Here is a 17,022-nt window from a genome sequence, read left to right on the forward strand (position 1 = left end):
TATGTTGTGGCAGCTGACCCAAGCTGCCGTTTTCGTCCTCGGAGAACAACCCCATGAATGGCTTGACCTACCCTGCCGCCCAGCACGTCATGGTGCTCTATACCGGCGGCACCATCGGCATGCAGGCCAGCGCCCACGGCCTGACCCCGGCATCCGGTTTCGAAGCGCGGATGCGTGACTACCTGCACAACCAACCCGAACTCGTCGTGCCGCAATGGCGCTTCCGGGAAATGTCGCCGCTGATCGACAGCGCCAACATGACCCCGGCCTATTGGCAACAACTGCGCGAAGCGGTGGTCGATGCCGTGGATGTGCAGGGCTGCGACAGCGTACTGATCCTGCACGGCACCGATACCCTGGCCTACAGCGCCGCGGCGATGAGCTTCCAGTTGCTGGGCCTGCATGCACGGGTCTGCTTCACAGGCTCCATGCTGCCCGCCGGCGTGACCGACAGCGACGCCTGGGAAAACCTCAGCGGCGCGCTGGTCGCCCTCGGCCAGGGCCTGGCGCCGGGCGTGCACCTGTACTTCCACGGTGAGCTGCTGGCGCCGACCCGTTGCGCCAAGGTGCGCAGCTTCGGTCGCCACCCGTTCAAGCGCCTGGAACGCCAGGGCGGCGGCGTCAAAGCCTCCTCGCTGCCGGCGCAGTTGAACTACAACCAGCCCAAGCAATTGGCGAACATCGCCGTGTTACCGCTGTTTCCCGGCATCAGCGCACAGGTCCTCGATGGCCTGCTGGGCAGCGGCATCCAGGGCCTGGTGCTGGAGTGCTACGGCAGCGGCACCGGGCCGAGCGACAACCCGGCCTTCCTCGCCAGCCTCGAGCGGGCGCGGGACAGCGGCGTGGTGGTCGTGGCGGTGACCCAATGCCATGAAGGTGGCGTCGAGCTGGACGTTTACGAGGCTGGCAGTCGCTTGCGTGGCGTTGGCGTGCTGTCCGGCGGTGGCATGACCCGCGAGGCGGCGTTCGGCAAGTTGCAGGCGCTGATTGGCGCGGGGTTGCCGGTGGAAGAGGTTCGGCGGCTGGTAGAGCTGGACCTGTGTGGCGAGCTGAGCTGATCCTAAAAACCTGGGCAGGCTGGGTGAAGACCCAAACGGCTTTTTCGAAGAGTGCGGTTGTGCGTGAAATCTGTAAACGCTTGGTTATCCGGCTGACTCAGAGTTCACGTAGAAACGCGAAACTTAAATTTGTTTTTGACCTGTCAGATCCCGCTGAAAGTTTTCACACAACTTGTGTGAAAACAAGCTTGCTCGCGACGTAGGTATATCAGTCACATAACCATTATCTGACACACCGCAATCGCGAGCAGGCTCATTCCACAGATGTTGCGTTGAGCCTTCACCTTTCTGACGCTTCTCTCCACAACACAGTCTATAAACCAGAACCAATAATATTTTTTTATTCGATCAACCTTCCTTTCAGACTGATTTGGCCAGTCTCCAGCCGTCTAGATCAGCGCGCAGCACCCATTTATTGAAAAGCTGCCTCCCCCCGAAAACTTCACGAGGATCAACCTCATATATTTCAGACAGCACAACTACAACTTCCTTATCGTATGAGTCTTGCAAATAAAGACGATTTGCGGACCAGTCGACATTCTTCAACTTACCTTTTTTATATGTCATTGAATGCGCAGAATCATCGGAAAAATGTCCTTTCAAACTAAGATCCTGCCCCACAGAGGCAGATCTTAACTTCGCCTCAAGCCCCTCCCTCATACTAGGATTCCGCGCATCTGGGCCGTAGGTACTAATAGGACCATGCCCCTCTATCATTGGACCAGTGGGAGAATCTGCAAGCTTAGAAAGCAGAATAGTTTCTGGCTTATCATAAGTCGTGTTATATATTTCCAACGTATCGGACGCAAAGCTAAAACCTGACAAAAGGCCCGTCTTTCTGGAGATATTATGGTTATCAAGAAAGTACCCTCTGATGGTGATCTCCGTGCCGAATTGAGTGTTGTTTATTTTTTCCTTAAGTTCAGTGTCCATTACAAATACCCAGGTAGTAAATAGGAGACTTAAATATGCCTTTACTTACCTTCACCAAAACCTGTAAACATTGACAGTGTTTTATATAATTTCGGAATAAGGCACCGTAATCAACCTCATTACCACACATAATCTAGATTCAGCGAGTAACATTACGATCCAGCTTCGGCATACAACTTGCTCCGTTTCCAGCCTTCCCCAAGCAGGAAACGGACATGCTGCATTCCCACCTCACCACCCTCAACGCCGTCTCACTGGTACTGAACACCTTTAAAAACGAAGGGCTGTCCAGTGATGCATTGCTGGCCGGCAGCGGCATCAGCGCGGCGGACCTGAGCCGGGCCGATACGCGTATCACCACCAACCAGGAGATGCAGGTCTGCGCCAACGCCGTGGCCCTCAAGCGCGACATCGGCCTGGAGCTGGGCCTGCGCATGCACGTTTCGTCCTACGGCATGCTCGGCTATGCGCTGCTCACCAGTGCCACCTTAGGTGACGCCTTGCGCCTGGCGCTGCGCTATCCGGCGCTATTGGGAACACTCTTCGAACTGAACCTGGACGATGACGGCGAGCACATCTGGTTCAGTGCCGGCGATTATCGGGAGAATCCGGCCCTGGCGGTGTTCAATGCCGAGTTCTGCATGGTTTCGCTGAAGGTGATCTGCAATGACCTCCTTGGTCATGCACTGCCCTTGCGTGCGGCACGCTTCGAACATCCAGCGCCCGATTACCAGGCGCGCTACGCAGCGCTCTTCGATTGTCCGGTGCGCTTCGACAGCATCGATAACGCGTTCGCTTTCGAGCGCCACTGGCTCGACCACCCCCTGCCCCTGGCCGACCCCATCACCCATCACGCCATGGCCGAACGTTGCCGCCGGCAGAACACCGAATTCACCGGACGCCAGGCCTGGTTGGGGCGGATCCGTCAGTTGCTCGACGCCCAACTGAACGCCGCCCCCGGGCTGGAAGGCCTGGCCGAACAGATGAACTGCTCGGCGCGTACCTTGCGGCGCCACCTCAAGGACCTGGGCTGCAGCTACCAGGAGCTGCTGGACGAATTGCGCTTCGAACGGGCCAAGCAGATGCTTTGCGAGGACCAATTGCCGATCTATCGAATCGCCGAACGACTGGGTTTCAGCGAAACCGCCAGCTTCCGCCATGCCTTCGTGCGCTGGAGCGGGGTGGCGCCCAGCCAGTTCAGGGCCTGACCTTCCCAGGGAATCACCTCCTTCATGTACGACACCTTACCCCTGTGGGAGCAAGTCTTGCCCGCGATGGCGTCAACCCAGACACATCCTGCTCCAACATTCCAAGTCGGATCCGCTTCTGCTGTCCTAGCCTTGAAATAAAGGACAGATTAAGGACGATCATTTGTGACAACACGGCCTCATTCCCAAGGGTTGCGTTCCGGACGATATTCGCAGCCTGGACAAATCTATTTACTGACCGTGAATACGCGCGATCGCGAGCCGCTTTTTAGCCGCTTCGAGACAGGACGCTTAGTCGTTGATGCCTTCCGAAAGGCTCAGGAAGAGCAATTTGCCCACTCGTTGGCCTGGGTGGTGATGCCAGACCATTTTCACTGGCTGATCGAATTGCAGGGGATAGACCTTTCCAAACTGATTGCGCGAACGAAGTCTCGGACCACGGTTGTCTTCAATCGATTGACGCAGCGGGAAGGATCGCTTTGGCAGGAAGGATTTCATGACCGAGCCATTCGCAAGGAGGAGGATCTGCAAACAGTCGCTCGATATGTCGTGGCAAACCCGCTGCGAGCCGGTTTAGTTACAAAAATAGGGGACTATCCATTGTGGGACGCGATATGGGTCTGATTCGATTTGAGCGGCGTCGACGACGGCCTCATCGCGGGCAAGCCTTGCTCCCACAGGTATTCCAATTCTGTTTTTTGGGGGGAGCAAGCCTGATTCCATAGGCATTCCAAGTGCTGCTTTTGAAGGGGAGCAAGCCTGCTTCTACAGGCATTCCAAATGCTGCTTTGAAGGGGGGCGAGCCTGCTTCCATAGGCACTCCAAGTGCTGCTTTTGAAGGGGGGCAAGCCTGCTTCCATAGGCATTCCAAGTGCTGTTTTTGAAGGGGGGCAAGCCTGCTTCCATAGGCATTCCAAATGCTGCTTTTGAAGGGGGGCGAGACTGCTTCCATAGGCACCCCAAATGCTGCTTTTGAAGGGGAGCAAGCCTGCTTCTACAGGCATTCCAAATGCTGCTTTTGAAGGGGGGCGAGCCTGCTTCCATAGGCACCCCAAATGCTGCTTTTGAAGGGGAGCAAGCCTGCTTCTACAGGCATTCCAAATGCTGCTTTGAAGGGGGGCGAGTCTGCTTCCATAGGCACTCCAAATGCTGCTACTTGGAGGAACAAGTCTGCTTCCACAGGCATTACAAATGCTGCTTTTGAGGGGGAAGCAAGCCTTGCCCCCAATAGCATTCAAGCCGCGGTCCTGTGGGAGCAAGGCTTGCCCGCGATGGCAATATGACTAACCCCGCAAAAACGCCTGATGCAACGCATCCACCGTCTCGAAGTGATACGCCGGGCCCTCGGCGCTGAGTTCTTCATGGCTGCCAAAGCCATACCCCACCGCCGCGGCATCCAGGCCATTGCTGCGGGCGCCGATCAGGTCGTGTTTGCGGTCGCCGATCATCAGGGTGCCGGTCGGGTCGAGGCCTTCTTCGGCCAGCAGGTGGGCGATCAGCTCGACTTTATTGGTGCGGGTACCGTCCAGTTCGCTGCCGTAGATCACTTTGAAGTGCCGGGCGAAGTCGAAGTGGCGGGCGATTTCCCGGGCGAAGACCCAGGGTTTGGAGGTGGCGATGTACAACTGGCGCCCTTGGCCGCCCAGGGTTTCCAGCAACGGCATCACGCCGTCAAAGACGCGGTTCTCATAAAGGCCGGTGACCTTGAACCGCTCGCGATAGAAATTCACCGCCTCCCAGGCCTTCGCTTCGTCGAAGTCATAGAACTGCATGAAGGCCTGCAACAGCGGCGGGCCGATGAAAGGCTCGAGACGGGTCAGGTCGGGTTCGTCGATGCCCAGTTTGCTCAAGGCGAACTGGATCGAACGGGTAATGCCCTCGCGGGGGTCGGTGAGGGTGCCGTCGAGGTCGAACAGTACGGTTTGGTAATGCATGAACATTCCTGGAAGTGGCGGGGCGATTCAATCCTGGTCGTAGCCTTCGGCCAGATGCAGGTCCTTGAGCTTCACGTAGTTCGCCGCGCTGTAAGTGAAGAAGGCGCGCTCCTTGTCCGTCAGCGGCCGGGCCTGCTTCACCGGGCTGCCCACATATAAAAAGCCGCTTTCCAGGCGCTTGCCCGGCGGTACCAGGCTGCCGGCACCGATGATCACATCATCTTCGACCACCGCGCCGTCCATGACGATGCTGCCCATGCCGATCAGGACCCGGCTGCCCACGGAGCAGCCATGGAGCATGACCTTGTGGGCGATGGTCACGTCGTCGCCGATCAGCAACGGGAAGCCCTCGGGATTGAACGGCCCAGCGTGGGTGATGTGCAGCACGCAACCGTCCTGGACGCTGGTACGCGCACCGATACGGATGCGGTGCATGTCGCCGCGAATGACCGTCAGCGGCCAGACGGAGCTGTCTTCGCCGATTTCAACGTCGCCGATCACCACCGCGGTGCTGTCGACAAAAGCGCCACGGGCTAGCCGCGGGCGGTGGTTCTGGTACGTGCGAAGGGTCACGATAGGCTCTCTCTTATCCGGTGATAGGCGCTGCTAGCTGCGGTGAACGTCGATTGTAATTAAGATGGGCCCATGTTTCTTCCAGCCAAGGTGTCGACCGTGAGCGTGAACAACCCTCTTTTACAGCCCTATGACCTGCCGCCATTCTCGGCGATCCGTGCCGAACACGTGCAACCGGCCATCGAGCAGATCCTGGCTGACAACCGCGCCGCCATCGCCGAGCTCCTCAAGACCCAAGTCCAGCAGCCTACCTGGGCCGGCCTGGTATTGGCGATGGACGAGCTCAATGATCGACTGGGCGCTGCCTGGAGCCCGGTCAGCCATTTGAACGCCGTGCGCAACAGCCCAGAACTGCGCGAAGCCTACGAGGCCTGCCTGCCGGCGCTGAGTGCCTACTCCACCGAGCTGGGCCAGAACCGCGAATTGTTCCAGGCCTTCGAAGCCCTGGCGAGCAGCCCTGAAGCCGCCGGTTTCGACGTCGCGCAGAAAACCATCCTGGAACATTCCCTGCGTGACTTCCGCCTGTCGGGTATCGACCTGCCGCCGGAGCAGCAGAAGCGCTACGCCGAAGTACAGAGCAAACTGTCCGAACTGGGCAGCCGCTTCTCCAATCAACTGCTGGACGCGACCCAGGCCTGGACCAAGCACGTCACCGACGAGGCCGCCCTCGCCGGCCTGACCGACTCGGCCAAGGCGCAAATGGCCGCGGCCGCCCAGGCCAAGGAGCTGGACGGCTGGCTGATCAACCTGGAATTCCCCAGCTATTACGCGGTGATGACCTACGCCGAAGACCGCGCCCTGCGTGAAGAAGTCTACGCGGCGTACTGCACCCGCGCGTCGGACCAGGGTCCGAATGCCGGCCAGAACGACAACGGCCCGGTGATGGAACAGATCCTCGACCTGCGCCAGGAACTGGCCCAATTGCTCGGCTTCGCCAACTTCGCCGAGTTGAGCCTGGCCACCAAGATGGCCGAATCCAGCGATCAGGTCCTCAGTTTCCTGCGGGACCTGGCCAAGCGCAGCAAGCCGTTCGCCGCCCTGGACCTGGAACAGCTCAAGGCCTTCGCCGCCGAACAGGGCTGCCCCGACCTGCAAAGCTGGGACAGCGGTTTCTACGGTGAAAAACTGCGCCAGCAGCGTTACAGCGTCGCCCAGGAAGCCCTGCGTGCGTACTTCCCGATCGACAAGGTACTGGGCGGCCTGTTCGCCATCGTGCAGCGCCTCTACGGCATCGAGATCGCCGAACTGAAAGGCTTCGACACCTGGCACCCGGACGTGCGCCTGTTCGAAATCAAGGAGAACGGCCAGCACGTCGGCCGCTTCTTCTTCGACCTCTACGCCCGCGCCAACAAGCGCGGCGGTGCCTGGATGGACGGCGCCCGCGACCGTCGTCGCACCATCGACGGCGTCCTGCAGAGCCCGGTCGCCAACCTGGTGTGCAACTTCACCCCGGCTGACAGTGGCAAACCGGCCCTGCTGACCCACGATGAAGTCACCACCCTGTTCCACGAGTTCGGCCATGGCCTGCACCACCTGCTGACCCGCGTCGAACACGCCGGCGTGTCCGGCATCAACGGCGTGGCCTGGGATGCCGTGGAGCTGCCGAGTCAGTTCATGGAAAACTGGTGCTGGGAGCCTGAAGGCCTGGCGCTGATCTCCGGTCACTACGAAACCGGCGAGCCACTGCCCCAGGACCTGCTGGAGAAAATGCTCGCGGCGAAAAACTTCCAGTCCGGCCTGATGATGGTCCGCCAACTGGAATTCTCGCTGTTCGACTTCGAGCTGCACGCCACCCACGGCGATGGCCGCAGCGTGCTGCAAGTGCTCGAGGGCGTGCGCGACGAAGTGTCGGTCATGCGTCCACCGGCCTATAACCGCTTCCCCAACAGCTTCGCCCACATCTTCGCCGGCGGCTACGCGGCGGGCTACTACAGCTACAAATGGGCGGAAGTATTGTCGGCCGATGCGTTCTCCAGGTTCGAAGAGGACGGCGTGCTCAACGCTGACACCGGGCGTGCCTTCCGTGAGGCGATCCTGGCGCGCGGTGGCTCCCAGGAGCCGATGGTGCTGTTCGTCGACTTCCGTGGCCGTGAGCCGTCGATTGACGCACTCTTGCGCCACAGCGGCCTGACCGAGGACGCGGCAGCATGAGCGAGGGACCAGTGATTACCAAGCGACGCTTTATCGCCGGGGCGGTCTGCCCGGCCTGCAGCGAGCCGGACAAGTTGATGATGTGGAACGAAGACGGCGTGCCGCACCGTGAATGTGTGGCCTGCGGTTATTGCGACACACTCAACGAGCAAGGCCTGTCGGTGCCCAAGGAATTGGGCACCCGGGTCAATACCTCGGCGCTCAAGGTGCCGGACGCCAAGGTCCAGGCAGTGCAGTTTTTCCCCAACCCCAAGCTGAAGAAAAAACCGACGGAATGATCCGGTATCACCTTCCGGGCCCTGTGGCCCGGAAGCGATACATATATATCGCCATTTCCCACAGCGGCCTGCCCAGACTGTCCATTCCGTTCAGTCCATGGAAGGCTTCCGATGCCCACCGAAAACAATCCGCTATTGCAGGTCCATGACCTGCCGCCTTTTTCCCAGATCCAGGCCAGGCACTTCTCGCCGGCCCTCGACCGGATTCTTGCCGAGAGTCGCGCCCAAGTGGCCGACATTATCCGGACACAAGCACCATTCCCTACCTGGGACGACCTCGTGTTGGCAATGGACGAGATCCACGCCCGCTTAAAGAGCTTCGCCTATGTGCTGGAACGACTGACCTCGACCAGGACCGGTGACGCCTGGACGCAGGCTTCGCTCGATTGCAGCGAACGCTTGCACGATTACCAACGGTCATTGAGGCGAAACCCCGAACTGTTTCAACTCTACCAGCGCTTGGCCAACAGCCAGATCGCCAGGCATTTCACCCCCGCGAGAAAACGAACGCTGGAAAAAATCCTCCGGCGGTTTCACCAGAACGCAGTGACGCACACCGCACAGGCAGACTTGAAAGACCTGCAACTGCGCATCCAAGGCGCCCGGAGCTTGTTTCTGGACCACCTGCAAGAAGCCAATAAAGCCTGGAGCCAAGCGTTTGACGACGAGGCACAGTTGAGCGGCCTGCCGTCGTCCTTCAAACAACGCATGGCCCACCAGGCGCGTGAGGCTGGACGCAAGGGCTGGTTGCTGACGCTCAACGAGGAGTCGTTTCGTATCGTCACCCGTTACGCTGACGATCAGGGTTTGCGCAAGCAAATGTACGTCGCCTTCAGCACGCGCGCATCGGATCAGGGGCCCCATGCCGGCCTGTTCGACAACGGCGAAGTCCTCGCGCAGTTGCTCAGGGATCGCCATCAGCAGGCGACGTTACTGGGTTATTCGAATTACGCGCAAATGACGCTCGAACCGGAACAGGCCGAGTCACCTGAACAGGTCCTGTCGTTCTTGCAAGAACAGCTCGCCCAGCGGCGCGGCGTATTTGCCCGGGACACCGAGCAACTGGAAAAATTTGCCGCAACACAAGGCTTCAGCGGCCTCCAGCCTTGGGATTATCAATACCTGGTCGAAAAGCTTCGGCGGCAAACGGCTGGGGTTTCGGAGCAAGACGCCAGTGCCTGGTTTGAACTGGAGTCGACTTTTGCACAACTGTTGCTGATCGCCAGGGACCTGTTCGGCGTGGACATCGTTGAACGCCGGGATGTGCCGACCTGGCACCGGGACGTGCGTCTTCTTGAAGTCCGCGAGCGGGAAGAAACCGTGGGCTACTTCTATTTCGACCCGTTTGCAGAGGCGAACCAGGACGGTTTCCCCAGTACCACCATTCTGCGCAACCGGCGCATCACCGCCGAGGGCCGGCCCCGGCACCCCATCGCTGTCTTGCATAGCTGGCTGCCACGTGCCTCAGGTGCAAACCCGGTGTTGCTCGATCATCGGCAACTGCGCATCCTCTTTCATGAACTCGGCCATTGCTTGCATCACGTCTTGACCCGGGCTGAATACCGCGACGTTTCGGGCATCTCGGCGCTGTCCCGGGATACGGCCGAATTCGCCGGGATGTTGTTCGAGCAGTGGTGCTTCACCAAGCCCTGCCTGATCCGGGTATCGAAACATCACCAGACCGGGGCGCCCTTGCCTGACACCATCGCCGATCAATTGCTGGTCTACCTCCATACCCAGACCAGTTGGGACACCGCACTGTTCTTGCGCGATGCGCTGTTCGACATGCAATTGCACCGCAGCCACGGTGACGGACGCACCGCCCAACAAGTATTCGATCAAGTCAGCGCACAGGTCGGGCATCTGCCGGTGTCTGCAACCGAACGCTGGCCCAATGGCCTGGACTACATGGTGACCGGCTATGGGGCCAGGCTCTATGCCTATGCCTGGTCGAGGGAATTGGCGAAAACCGTGTTCCAGAGATTCCAGCGCGATGGGCTGTTCAACCGGGAAACCGGGCGGGCGTTGCGCGAGACGATTTTCGGGCCGGGCGATTCGCGACCGCTGTCCGAGTCGATCGCGGCGTTTCTGGGCACGTAGCGATCATCGTTCGGGAAGTACAACCTGAGGGTCAACGTGAATCGCCGTCGTGGTTGAGTTGACCCAGCTTTCCAGGGAGCAAAGGGCAAAGACGCTGGTGCTGCAATCGCCATTCGCCAGCGCCACGCGGAGTTTGTCGACATCGGCCTGCATCATGTAGCGCACCCCATCCTTGAAGTGATGGCTGTCACCGAAGCCGCCTTCGGTCATTTCGTTCAAGGCATCCTCCTTGCTCCAGCCCTGCACCACCACCCGGTACATGGCGGCGACCAGCCCGGTGCGGTCCGAGCCGTGCTTGCAATGCATCAGCACCGGCCCCTTGGCTTCGGCCGCCTGGATGGCGCGCAAAGCCTTGAGGATGTCGCTGTCATCGACATGATTGGTGCGATAGGACAGTTGCACTTGCTCGATGCCGGGGGTGGACAACCAGCGCTTGTCCGACTCCGGCAGGAAGTTGATCACCGTGCCGATCTTGAGTTTGGTCAGCAAGGGCAGCGCTGCGCCGTCCGGCAGGGAGCTGCGGTAGAGCGTCGCAGACATCTGGTAGAGGTTGTAGTCCTTTTCCACCGGCTGCGCCCATTCAGCGGGCCTCGCGTCAGGGGTATCGGCCGCTTGGGCGGGGATCTCGGCGAACCCGATGAGCAGGGCCAGGCAGAGCAGTGAACGGGAACAGAGCTTGAGCATGCACGGACGACCGAAAACGAAGGAATGCGAGATCAACAGTTTCGGCTCGCTGCGGTTAAAAGCCTGTGAGGAGAACGTCAAAGCGTTGTGAACGATGATCGGGGACTCGGGCTGCTGAATGGCACTGGCCTTAATCGAATGCAACGAATACTGTATGCACATACAGCTTTCGGAGTATTCCCATGCCAGCGTCTCTTGCGCCTCGCGGCCGCGGCACCGCGACCAACCCGCACAACCGCTTCGCCCCGAGTCGCTCGGTGGCCGAGGATGACGGCTGGTACCAGGAAGTCCCGCCGACCCAGGGCACCGAAGTGCGCATCGAAATGGCGAAGACCATTATTACCCGCAACACCTCGTCCGATATCCCCTTCGACCGCTCGATCAACCCGTACCGAGGCTGCGAACACGGCTGCATCTACTGCTATGCGCGGCCCAGCCATGCCTATTGGGACCTGTCGCCGGGGCTGGATTTCGAAACGAAGCTGATCGCCAAGACCAATGCCGCCGATGTGCTGGAAGAGCAATTGTCCCGGCGTGGCTATCAATGCGCGCCAATCGCGCTGGGGTCCAACACCGATCCCTACCAGCCTATCGAACGCGAACAACGGATCACCCGCCGGATTCTCGAGGTGCTGCTGCGCTATCGGCATCCGGTGACCATCGTCACCAAGGGTTCGCTGATCCTGCGCGACCTGGACCTGCTGACCGAACTGGCGCAACAACGCCTGGTGCACGTGATGATCAGCCTCACCACCCTGGACGATGAGCTCAAGCGCATTCTCGAACCCCGCGCGGCGGCGCCCAAGGCGCGGTTGCGGGCGATCAAGGTCATGCGCGAGGCGGGCATTGCCGTGGGGGTGCTGTGTGCGCCGATGATCCCGATGATCAACGACAGCGAGATCGAGAGCCTGCTGGCCGAAGCCCACGCCGCCGGCGCGCAGAATGCCGCCTACGTCATGCTGCGCCTGCCGCTGGAAGTCGCGCCGCTGTTCGAGCAGTGGTTGCAGGCGCACTACCCGCAGCGCGCCGCCCATGTGCTGAGCCTGGTCCGCCAGAGCCGCGGCGGCGAACTGTATGACAGCCGCTTCGGTGCGCGGATGCGCGGCGAAGGCCCGTTCGCCGACCTGCTGGCCCAGCGTTTCGCCAAGGCCCTCAGGCGCTTGGGGCTTGAGCGCCGCGACGGATACAATCTCGATTGCGATGCCTTCTGTCCGCCGGGCCGACAGATGTCGTTGATTTGATTAAAGTTGACCTTGGAAAGGCCACTGGACATGAGCTGCGCCAGTGTTTCGCCACCCCTGAAATCGTTGTCCTAGAGCCTTCGATTTCAGTTTGAGTTAAGTTTCGGCCGCTACCTTGTTCTTCGAGTGACTGACGGGTCGAACACCTCGACCTGGACGTTTTTTAACCAGCCACTGGCGTCAACGTCAAAGAGGATGAATCATGAGTGACAAGGATAAACAGCCGTTGGCTGCGTCGGCTTCAGCCCAACCCGAGGCGGAAACCGCCGATGCAGCGCTGCAGCACATTGTTGACGGCTTTTTGCATTTCCATCACGAGATCTTTCCGCAACAGGAAGAGCTCTTCAAGAAACTCGCCACCGCCCAGGCGCCCCGGGCGATGTTCATCACCTGCGCCGATTCGCGCATCGTGCCCGAGTTGATCACCCATAGCTCCCCCGGTGACCTGTTCGTGACCCGTAACGTCGGCAACGTCGTGCCGCCTTACGGCCAGATGAACGGCGGCGTCTCCACCGCCATCGAATACGCCGTGCTGGCCCTCGGCGTGCAGCACATCATTGTCTGCGGCCATTCCGATTGCGGCGCCATGCGTGCCGTGCTCAACCCCGACACCCTGGAAAAGATGCCCACGGTAAAGGCCTGGCTGCGCCACGCCGAAGTGGCCAAGACCATGGTCCACGACAACTGTCCGTGCGGCGACGAAAAACAGACCATGTCGATCCTCACCGAAGAGAACGTGATCGCGCAGTTGCAGCATTTGCGAACGCATCCCTCGGTCGCATCGCGCATGGCCAATGGTCAATTGTTCATCCATGGCTGGGTGTACAACATCGAGACCAGCGAGATCAAAGCCTACGACGCGGACCAGGGACGTTTCCTGCCGCTCGATGGCAGCCATCCGATACCGGTGGCGACGCCCAAAGCGCGCTTCTAACCACTCCTAAACATCCTTGTGTGGTTCAGCCTTACCGCTATTTGCGCGGTAGGGCCTCGCCATGCCTGAAGAAAACTTCGGGAGAGTCGCCATGCGTGCTGCTCAATTAAAAGCTGTTGTGCCACGGGAGCTGTTGGCTTCGGTGGTTGTGTTCCTGGTGGCGCTGCCCTTGTGCATGGGCATTGCCATCGCGTCCGGCCTACCGCCGGCCAAAGGCCTGATCACCGGCATCATCGGTGGTCTGGTGGTGGGTTTCCTGGCAGGTTCCAAGCTGCAAGTTAGTGGCCCGGCGGCCGGGTTGGCGGTGTTGGTCTTCGAATTGGTGCGCCAGCATGGCGTGGCCATGCTCGGGCCGATCCTGCTGCTGGCCGGTCTGTTGCAATTGTTGGCCGGGCGTTTTCGCCTGGGCTGCTGGTTCCGGGTCACCGCGCCTGCGGTGGTGTACGGGATGCTCGCGGGTATCGGCGTGCTGATCGTGTTGTCCCAGGTCCATGTGATGCTCGACGCGATGCCCAAGCCGTCAGGGCTGGATAACCTGGCGGCGTTCCCGGCGGCGGTGGCCCAGGCCTTGCCGTCCCTGGGCTGGCAGGCCGGCCTGCTCGGTTTGTCGACGATTGCGGTGATGTGGCTGTGGGAAAAGTTTCGCCCCCACAGCCTGCGCTTCATTCCTGGCGCCTTGCTTGGCGTAGGCCTGGCGACCATCGCCAGCCTGCTGCTGGCCTTGCAGGTCAAACGCGTGGAAGTGCCGGAGAACCTCGCCGAAGCCATTGATTGGCTGCGCCCGGCGGACCTGCTGAACCTGGCCGACCCGACGCTGCTGATCGCAGCCTTCGCTGTCGCCTTCATCGCCAGCGCTGAAACCCTGCTGTCGGCGGCTGCGGTGGATCGCATGCACAGCGGTGATCGTGCGGACTTCGACCGCGAACTGTCGGCGCAAGGTATCGGCAACATGCTCTGCGGCTTGCTCGGCGCCCTGCCGATGACCGGGGTGATCGTGCGCAGCTCGGCCAACGTCCAGGCCGGGGCCACCACGCGGATGTCGACGATTTTCCACGGCCTGTGGTTGTTGCTCTTCGTGCTGTTGCTGTCCAGCGTGCTGCAAAGCATTCCGGTGGCGAGCTTGGCGGGGGTGTTGGTGTATACCGGTTTCAAACTGGTGGACCTCAAGGCGTTTCGCAGCCTGGGTCGCTATGGCCGGATGCCGATGTTCACCTACGCCGCAACGGCGCTGGCGATCATCTTCACCGACCTGCTGACCGGTGTGCTGATCGGCTTCGGCCTGACCCTGGCGAAACTCGCATGGAAAGCCTCGCGGCTGAAAATCAGCTTGATCGACCTGCCCCAGGAAGGCGAGATGGAGCTGCGGCTGATAGGCGCGGCCACCTTCCTCAAGGTCCCGGCGCTGACCCAGGTGCTGGGTACCATACCGACGGGTGCGACCGTGCATGTGCCGCTCAATAACCTGAGCTACATCGATCACTCGTGCCTGGAGTTGCTGGAAGAATGGGGCCGAGCGAATGCCAGCAAGGGTTCGAAGCTGCTGATCGAATCCCGCGGGCTCAAGCGTCGATTGGAAGGGCGGTTGCGTACCACCGTAGGGGTTGGCGCAGCCTCTGCCTGACACCCCAAGTCCCAATGTGTGAGCGAGCTTGCTCGCGAAAGCGGTGGGTCAGTTGGCTGATAGGCCGCCTGACACTCCGTCTTCGCGAGCAAGCCCGCTCCCACAGGGGGCTCATGTTTTGCTGCTGGATCAGGCCGCTGGCTGATCCAGTTCCAGCCCAACGCCCAGCTGGCGCGACAGGCAAGGCCAGCGCTTCCAGGCAGCGCCCGTGTCCGGGCTGCCGAGTTTCTCCCGGTAAGACTCCACCGATTCCAGCGCAAAGCTGTCTTCGTCGAGCATTTCGTCCACGGCGTGATGCACGGCTTCATCCAACTGGTTGGCGAACGGTTCACCGATCAAATGGTGAGCGATCAGGTTGGCGACCGTCATGTCCAGCGGGATCAGCGGCTGGCTGAAATGCTTGATATACAGGTCATTGACCTCCTCCACCAGCCGGTGGGCCAGGTAGGCTTCGTCCAGCAAACTGTCCAGGCCAACGTGGCCTTCCATCACCTTGGGTGGCTGGAGAAAAAACTGTTCGGCGATTGTCAGTACCGGCTTGATCTGCGATTCGATACCGGCTTCGCGGGCCACCTCGTTGGCGGCGTCCAGCAGGTCCGGCACTTGCTCGATGTAAGCGGTGACAAAACGGGTCATGACGCCCTTGGCGTCAATGTCCGGCAATTGGATCGCGGCGTGCAGATGCGGTAGCTGGGCCTCCAGCTGGCGGGTCAATTGGCCGGTCTCGGCTTCGTGTTGTTGGGCTTTTTGGATCTGCTCGCGCAATGCGGCGGTGTTCATGACAACTCCAGGAAACAAAGGCAATGAAATAGGGAAGACATAACTTAGCTGGCACAAAAACACTCCTAAGACCTATTTTTCATAACCGTCCCTTTCCTTGCAGCACCACAGTTATATCGGTTTGCCATCACTCAGGTTCGCATCCTTCTCCATTCGTGGGCTCTAGCGCAAGCCCCGGCTGTTTCAAACGATTTACGCCATCGCGTTGCGAGGTTGCAGGTGCTGTCTATACTCGGTTTGGAATGGAGTTAGCTGATGACACCCGATTGCATGTGCAGCAAGGCGCGGCGAGTCAATTAAGCAGTCTGAATAGCCGATCCCTTGCCGCAGGCTTTACGCCTACGGGATAACAAGAACGATAAGGGGAACCCGCAATGACGCGACATCCACACGTATGGATGGGCCTCCTGTTGTGGTCGATTTTCAGCCAGGCGCAAGCGGCCTGGACTGTGAATATGGCGCCTGGAGCGACACAGATCAGCAACGCAGTGTTCGACCTGCACATGACCATCTTCTGGATTTGTGTGGTCATCGGCATCATCGTCTTCGGCGCCATGTTCTGGTCGATGATGATGCACCGCCGCTCAACCGGCCAGAACGCCGCGCATTTCCACGAAAACACCCGCGTCGAAATCCTCTGGACCATCGTGCCCTTCCTGATCCTGGTGCTGATGGCGATCCCTGCCACCGCCACCCTGATCAAGATGTACGACTCCAGCGAGTCGGACATCGATATCCAGATCACCGGCTATCAATGGAAGTGGCACTACAAGTACCTGGGCCAGGACGTCGAGTTCTTCAGCAACCTGGCCACCCCCGCCGAACAAATCCATAACCAGAGCGCCAAGGGCGAGCACTACCTGCTGGAGGTCGACAAGCCGCTGGTGCTGCCGGTCGATGCCAAGGTGCGCTTTCTGGTGACCTCCGCCGACGTGATCCACTCCTGGTGGGTGCCGGCCTTCGCGGTCAAGCGCGATGCGATCCCAGGCTTCGTCAACGAAGCCTGGACCCGTGTCGACAAGCCCGGCATTTATCGCGGCCAGTGCGCCGAGCTATGCGGCAAGGACCACGGTTTCATGCCGATCGTGGTGGAGGTCAAGAGCAAGCCCGACTATGAGAAGTGGCTGGGCGAACGCAAGGCCGAAGCTGCGCAGCTTAAAGAGCTGACCAGCAAGGAATGGACGCGCGAAGAACTCATCGAGCGTGGCGACAAGGTCTACCACACCACCTGCGTGGCCTGTCACCAGGCCGAAGGCCAGGGCCTGCCGCCGATGTTCCCGGCCCTCAAGGGCTCGAAAATCGCCACCGGGCCGATCAAGGATCACCTGAGCATTGTCTTCCACGGCAAGCCCGGCACCGCCATGGCCGCGTTCGGCAAACAGTTGTCGGAAGTCGATATCGCCGCGGTCGTGACCTATGAACGCAACGCCTGGGGCAACAACAAGGGCGACATGGTGACGCCTAAAGAAGTGCTGGAACTCAAACAGGCAGAAAGCCAATGAGCCGGCCTGACGTTCGTTCCCGCAA

Annotated in this window: 15 protein-coding genes; 10 read left to right on the forward strand and 5 right to left on the reverse strand. The window is 60.1% G+C overall.

The window, feature by feature from the left end:
- Nucleotides 1-53: 53 nt before the first annotated feature.
- On the forward strand, nucleotides 54-1,058 hold the full coding sequence (locus AC09SL_RS10740; RefSeq protein ID WP_058544172.1) for an asparaginase: 1,005 nt from the start codon (nucleotides 54-56) through the stop codon (nucleotides 1,056-1,058).
- 360 nt (nucleotides 1,059-1,418) lie between these two features.
- Here AC09SL_RS10740 and AC09SL_RS10745 read toward each other — a convergent pair whose 3' ends face one another.
- Complete coding sequence (locus AC09SL_RS10745) at nucleotides 1,419-1,991, reverse strand: hypothetical protein (protein WP_058544171.1); 573 nt, start codon at nucleotides 1,989-1,991, stop codon at nucleotides 1,419-1,421.
- Nucleotides 1,992-2,206: 215 nt separating this feature from the next.
- Between AC09SL_RS10745 and AC09SL_RS10750 the strand changes: the two genes are divergently transcribed.
- Nucleotides 2,207-3,199, forward strand: coding sequence for an AraC family transcriptional regulator (locus AC09SL_RS10750; RefSeq protein ID WP_058544170.1), 993 nt, complete (start codon nucleotides 2,207-2,209; stop codon nucleotides 3,197-3,199).
- A gap of 165 nt (nucleotides 3,200-3,364) precedes the next feature.
- Complete coding sequence (locus AC09SL_RS10755) at nucleotides 3,365-3,823, forward strand: REP-associated tyrosine transposase (protein WP_081264419.1); 459 nt, start codon at nucleotides 3,365-3,367, stop codon at nucleotides 3,821-3,823.
- 659 nt (nucleotides 3,824-4,482) lie between these two features.
- Here the strand turns inward: AC09SL_RS10755 and AC09SL_RS10760 are convergent.
- Together AC09SL_RS10760 and AC09SL_RS10765 are read right to left on the reverse strand one after the other, a co-directional pair.
- The gene (locus AC09SL_RS10760; RefSeq protein ID WP_058544190.1) at nucleotides 4,483-5,133 is read right to left on the reverse strand and encodes an HAD family hydrolase; all 651 of its coding nucleotides are present in this window, start codon (nucleotides 5,131-5,133) and stop codon (nucleotides 4,483-4,485) included.
- 27 nt (nucleotides 5,134-5,160) lie between these two features.
- The gene (locus AC09SL_RS10765; protein ID WP_058544168.1) at nucleotides 5,161-5,706 is read right to left on the reverse strand and encodes a gamma carbonic anhydrase family protein; all 546 of its coding nucleotides are present in this window, start codon (nucleotides 5,704-5,706) and stop codon (nucleotides 5,161-5,163) included.
- Nucleotides 5,707-5,778: 72 nt separating this feature from the next.
- Here AC09SL_RS10765 and prlC point away from each other — a divergent pair, with 72 nt between their 5' ends.
- The 3 genes from prlC to AC09SL_RS10780 all read left to right on the forward strand — a co-directional run bounded on the left by prlC (nucleotide 5,779) and on the right by AC09SL_RS10780 (nucleotide 10,235).
- Entirely contained in the window at nucleotides 5,779-7,857 is a 2,079-nt protein-coding gene (gene prlC / locus AC09SL_RS10770; protein WP_196764452.1) for an oligopeptidase A, read from the forward strand.
- Nucleotides 7,854-8,135: a YheV family putative zinc ribbon protein gene (locus AC09SL_RS10775; protein WP_046064694.1), complete on the forward strand. Its 282-nt coding sequence runs from the start codon at nucleotides 7,854-7,856 to the stop codon at nucleotides 8,133-8,135. The genes prlC and AC09SL_RS10775 overlap by 4 nt, the downstream gene beginning before the upstream one ends.
- Before the next feature lie 111 nt (nucleotides 8,136-8,246).
- The gene (locus AC09SL_RS10780) at nucleotides 8,247-10,235 is read left to right on the forward strand and encodes a M3 family metallopeptidase (protein ID WP_058544167.1); all 1,989 of its coding nucleotides are present in this window, start codon (nucleotides 8,247-8,249) and stop codon (nucleotides 10,233-10,235) included.
- 3 nt (nucleotides 10,236-10,238) lie between these two features.
- On the opposite strand, the gene AC09SL_RS10785 is transcribed toward AC09SL_RS10780, so the two are convergent.
- The gene (locus tag AC09SL_RS10785) at nucleotides 10,239-10,919 is read right to left on the reverse strand and encodes a dual specificity protein phosphatase family protein (RefSeq protein ID WP_058544188.1); all 681 of its coding nucleotides are present in this window, start codon (nucleotides 10,917-10,919) and stop codon (nucleotides 10,239-10,241) included.
- A gap of 182 nt (nucleotides 10,920-11,101) precedes the next feature.
- Between AC09SL_RS10785 and AC09SL_RS10790 the strand changes: the two genes are divergently transcribed.
- From AC09SL_RS10790 to AC09SL_RS10800, 3 genes are all read left to right on the forward strand, one after another.
- The gene (locus AC09SL_RS10790) at nucleotides 11,102-12,160 is read left to right on the forward strand and encodes a PA0069 family radical SAM protein (protein ID WP_058544166.1); all 1,059 of its coding nucleotides are present in this window, start codon (nucleotides 11,102-11,104) and stop codon (nucleotides 12,158-12,160) included.
- Between the two features lie 202 nt (nucleotides 12,161-12,362).
- Entirely contained in the window at nucleotides 12,363-13,094 is a 732-nt protein-coding gene (locus tag AC09SL_RS10795; protein WP_058544165.1) for a carbonic anhydrase, read from the forward strand.
- A gap of 91 nt (nucleotides 13,095-13,185) precedes the next feature.
- Complete coding sequence (locus tag AC09SL_RS10800; RefSeq protein WP_058544164.1) at nucleotides 13,186-14,715, forward strand: SulP family inorganic anion transporter; 1,530 nt, start codon at nucleotides 13,186-13,188, stop codon at nucleotides 14,713-14,715.
- Between the two features lie 129 nt (nucleotides 14,716-14,844).
- Here the strand turns inward: AC09SL_RS10800 and AC09SL_RS10805 are convergent, their stop codons facing one another.
- Entirely contained in the window at nucleotides 14,845-15,495 is a 651-nt protein-coding gene (locus AC09SL_RS10805; protein WP_058544163.1) for a hypothetical protein, read from the reverse strand.
- A gap of 374 nt (nucleotides 15,496-15,869) precedes the next feature.
- On the opposite strand from AC09SL_RS10805, the gene coxB reads away from it, so the two are divergent.
- Nucleotides 15,870-16,997, forward strand: a complete 1,128-nt coding sequence (coxB, locus tag AC09SL_RS10810) for a cytochrome c oxidase subunit II (RefSeq protein ID WP_058544162.1) — start codon at nucleotides 15,870-15,872, stop codon at nucleotides 16,995-16,997.
- Nucleotides 16,998-17,022: the final 25 nt, after the last annotated feature.

It is taken from the genome of Pseudomonas sp. PF05, from assembly GCF_056521845.1.

Bases quoted from the DNA above. Each gene is read 5' to 3' on its own strand.
- AC09SL_RS10795 (WP_058544165.1), top strand. From the start codon at position 12,363: ATGAGTGACAAGGATAAACAGCCGTTGGCTGCGTCGGCTTCAGCCCAA.
- AC09SL_RS10750 (WP_058544170.1), top strand. From the start codon at position 2,207: ATGCTGCATTCCCACCTCACCACCCTCAACGCCGTCTCACTGGTACTG.
- AC09SL_RS10745 (WP_058544171.1), bottom strand. From the start codon at position 1,991: ATGGACACTGAACTTAAGGAAAAAATAAACAACACTCAATTCGGCACG.
- AC09SL_RS10775 (WP_046064694.1), top strand. From the start codon at position 7,854: ATGAGCGAGGGACCAGTGATTACCAAGCGACGCTTTATCGCCGGGGCG.
- AC09SL_RS10760 (WP_058544190.1), bottom strand. From the start codon at position 5,133: ATGCATTACCAAACCGTACTGTTCGACCTCGACGGCACCCTCACCGAC.
- AC09SL_RS10780 (WP_058544167.1), top strand. From the start codon at position 8,247: ATGCCCACCGAAAACAATCCGCTATTGCAGGTCCATGACCTGCCGCCT.
- coxB (WP_058544162.1), top strand. From the start codon at position 15,870: ATGACGCGACATCCACACGTATGGATGGGCCTCCTGTTGTGGTCGATT.
- AC09SL_RS10785 (WP_058544188.1), bottom strand. From the start codon at position 10,919: ATGCTCAAGCTCTGTTCCCGTTCACTGCTCTGCCTGGCCCTGCTCATC.
- AC09SL_RS10800 (WP_058544164.1), top strand. From the start codon at position 13,186: ATGCGTGCTGCTCAATTAAAAGCTGTTGTGCCACGGGAGCTGTTGGCT.
- AC09SL_RS10790 (WP_058544166.1), top strand. From the start codon at position 11,102: ATGCCAGCGTCTCTTGCGCCTCGCGGCCGCGGCACCGCGACCAACCCG.
- AC09SL_RS10740 (WP_058544172.1), top strand. From the start codon at position 54: ATGAATGGCTTGACCTACCCTGCCGCCCAGCACGTCATGGTGCTCTAT.
- prlC (WP_196764452.1), top strand. From the start codon at position 5,779: ATGTTTCTTCCAGCCAAGGTGTCGACCGTGAGCGTGAACAACCCTCTT.
- AC09SL_RS10805 (WP_058544163.1), bottom strand. From the start codon at position 15,495: ATGAACACCGCCGCATTGCGCGAGCAGATCCAAAAAGCCCAACAACAC.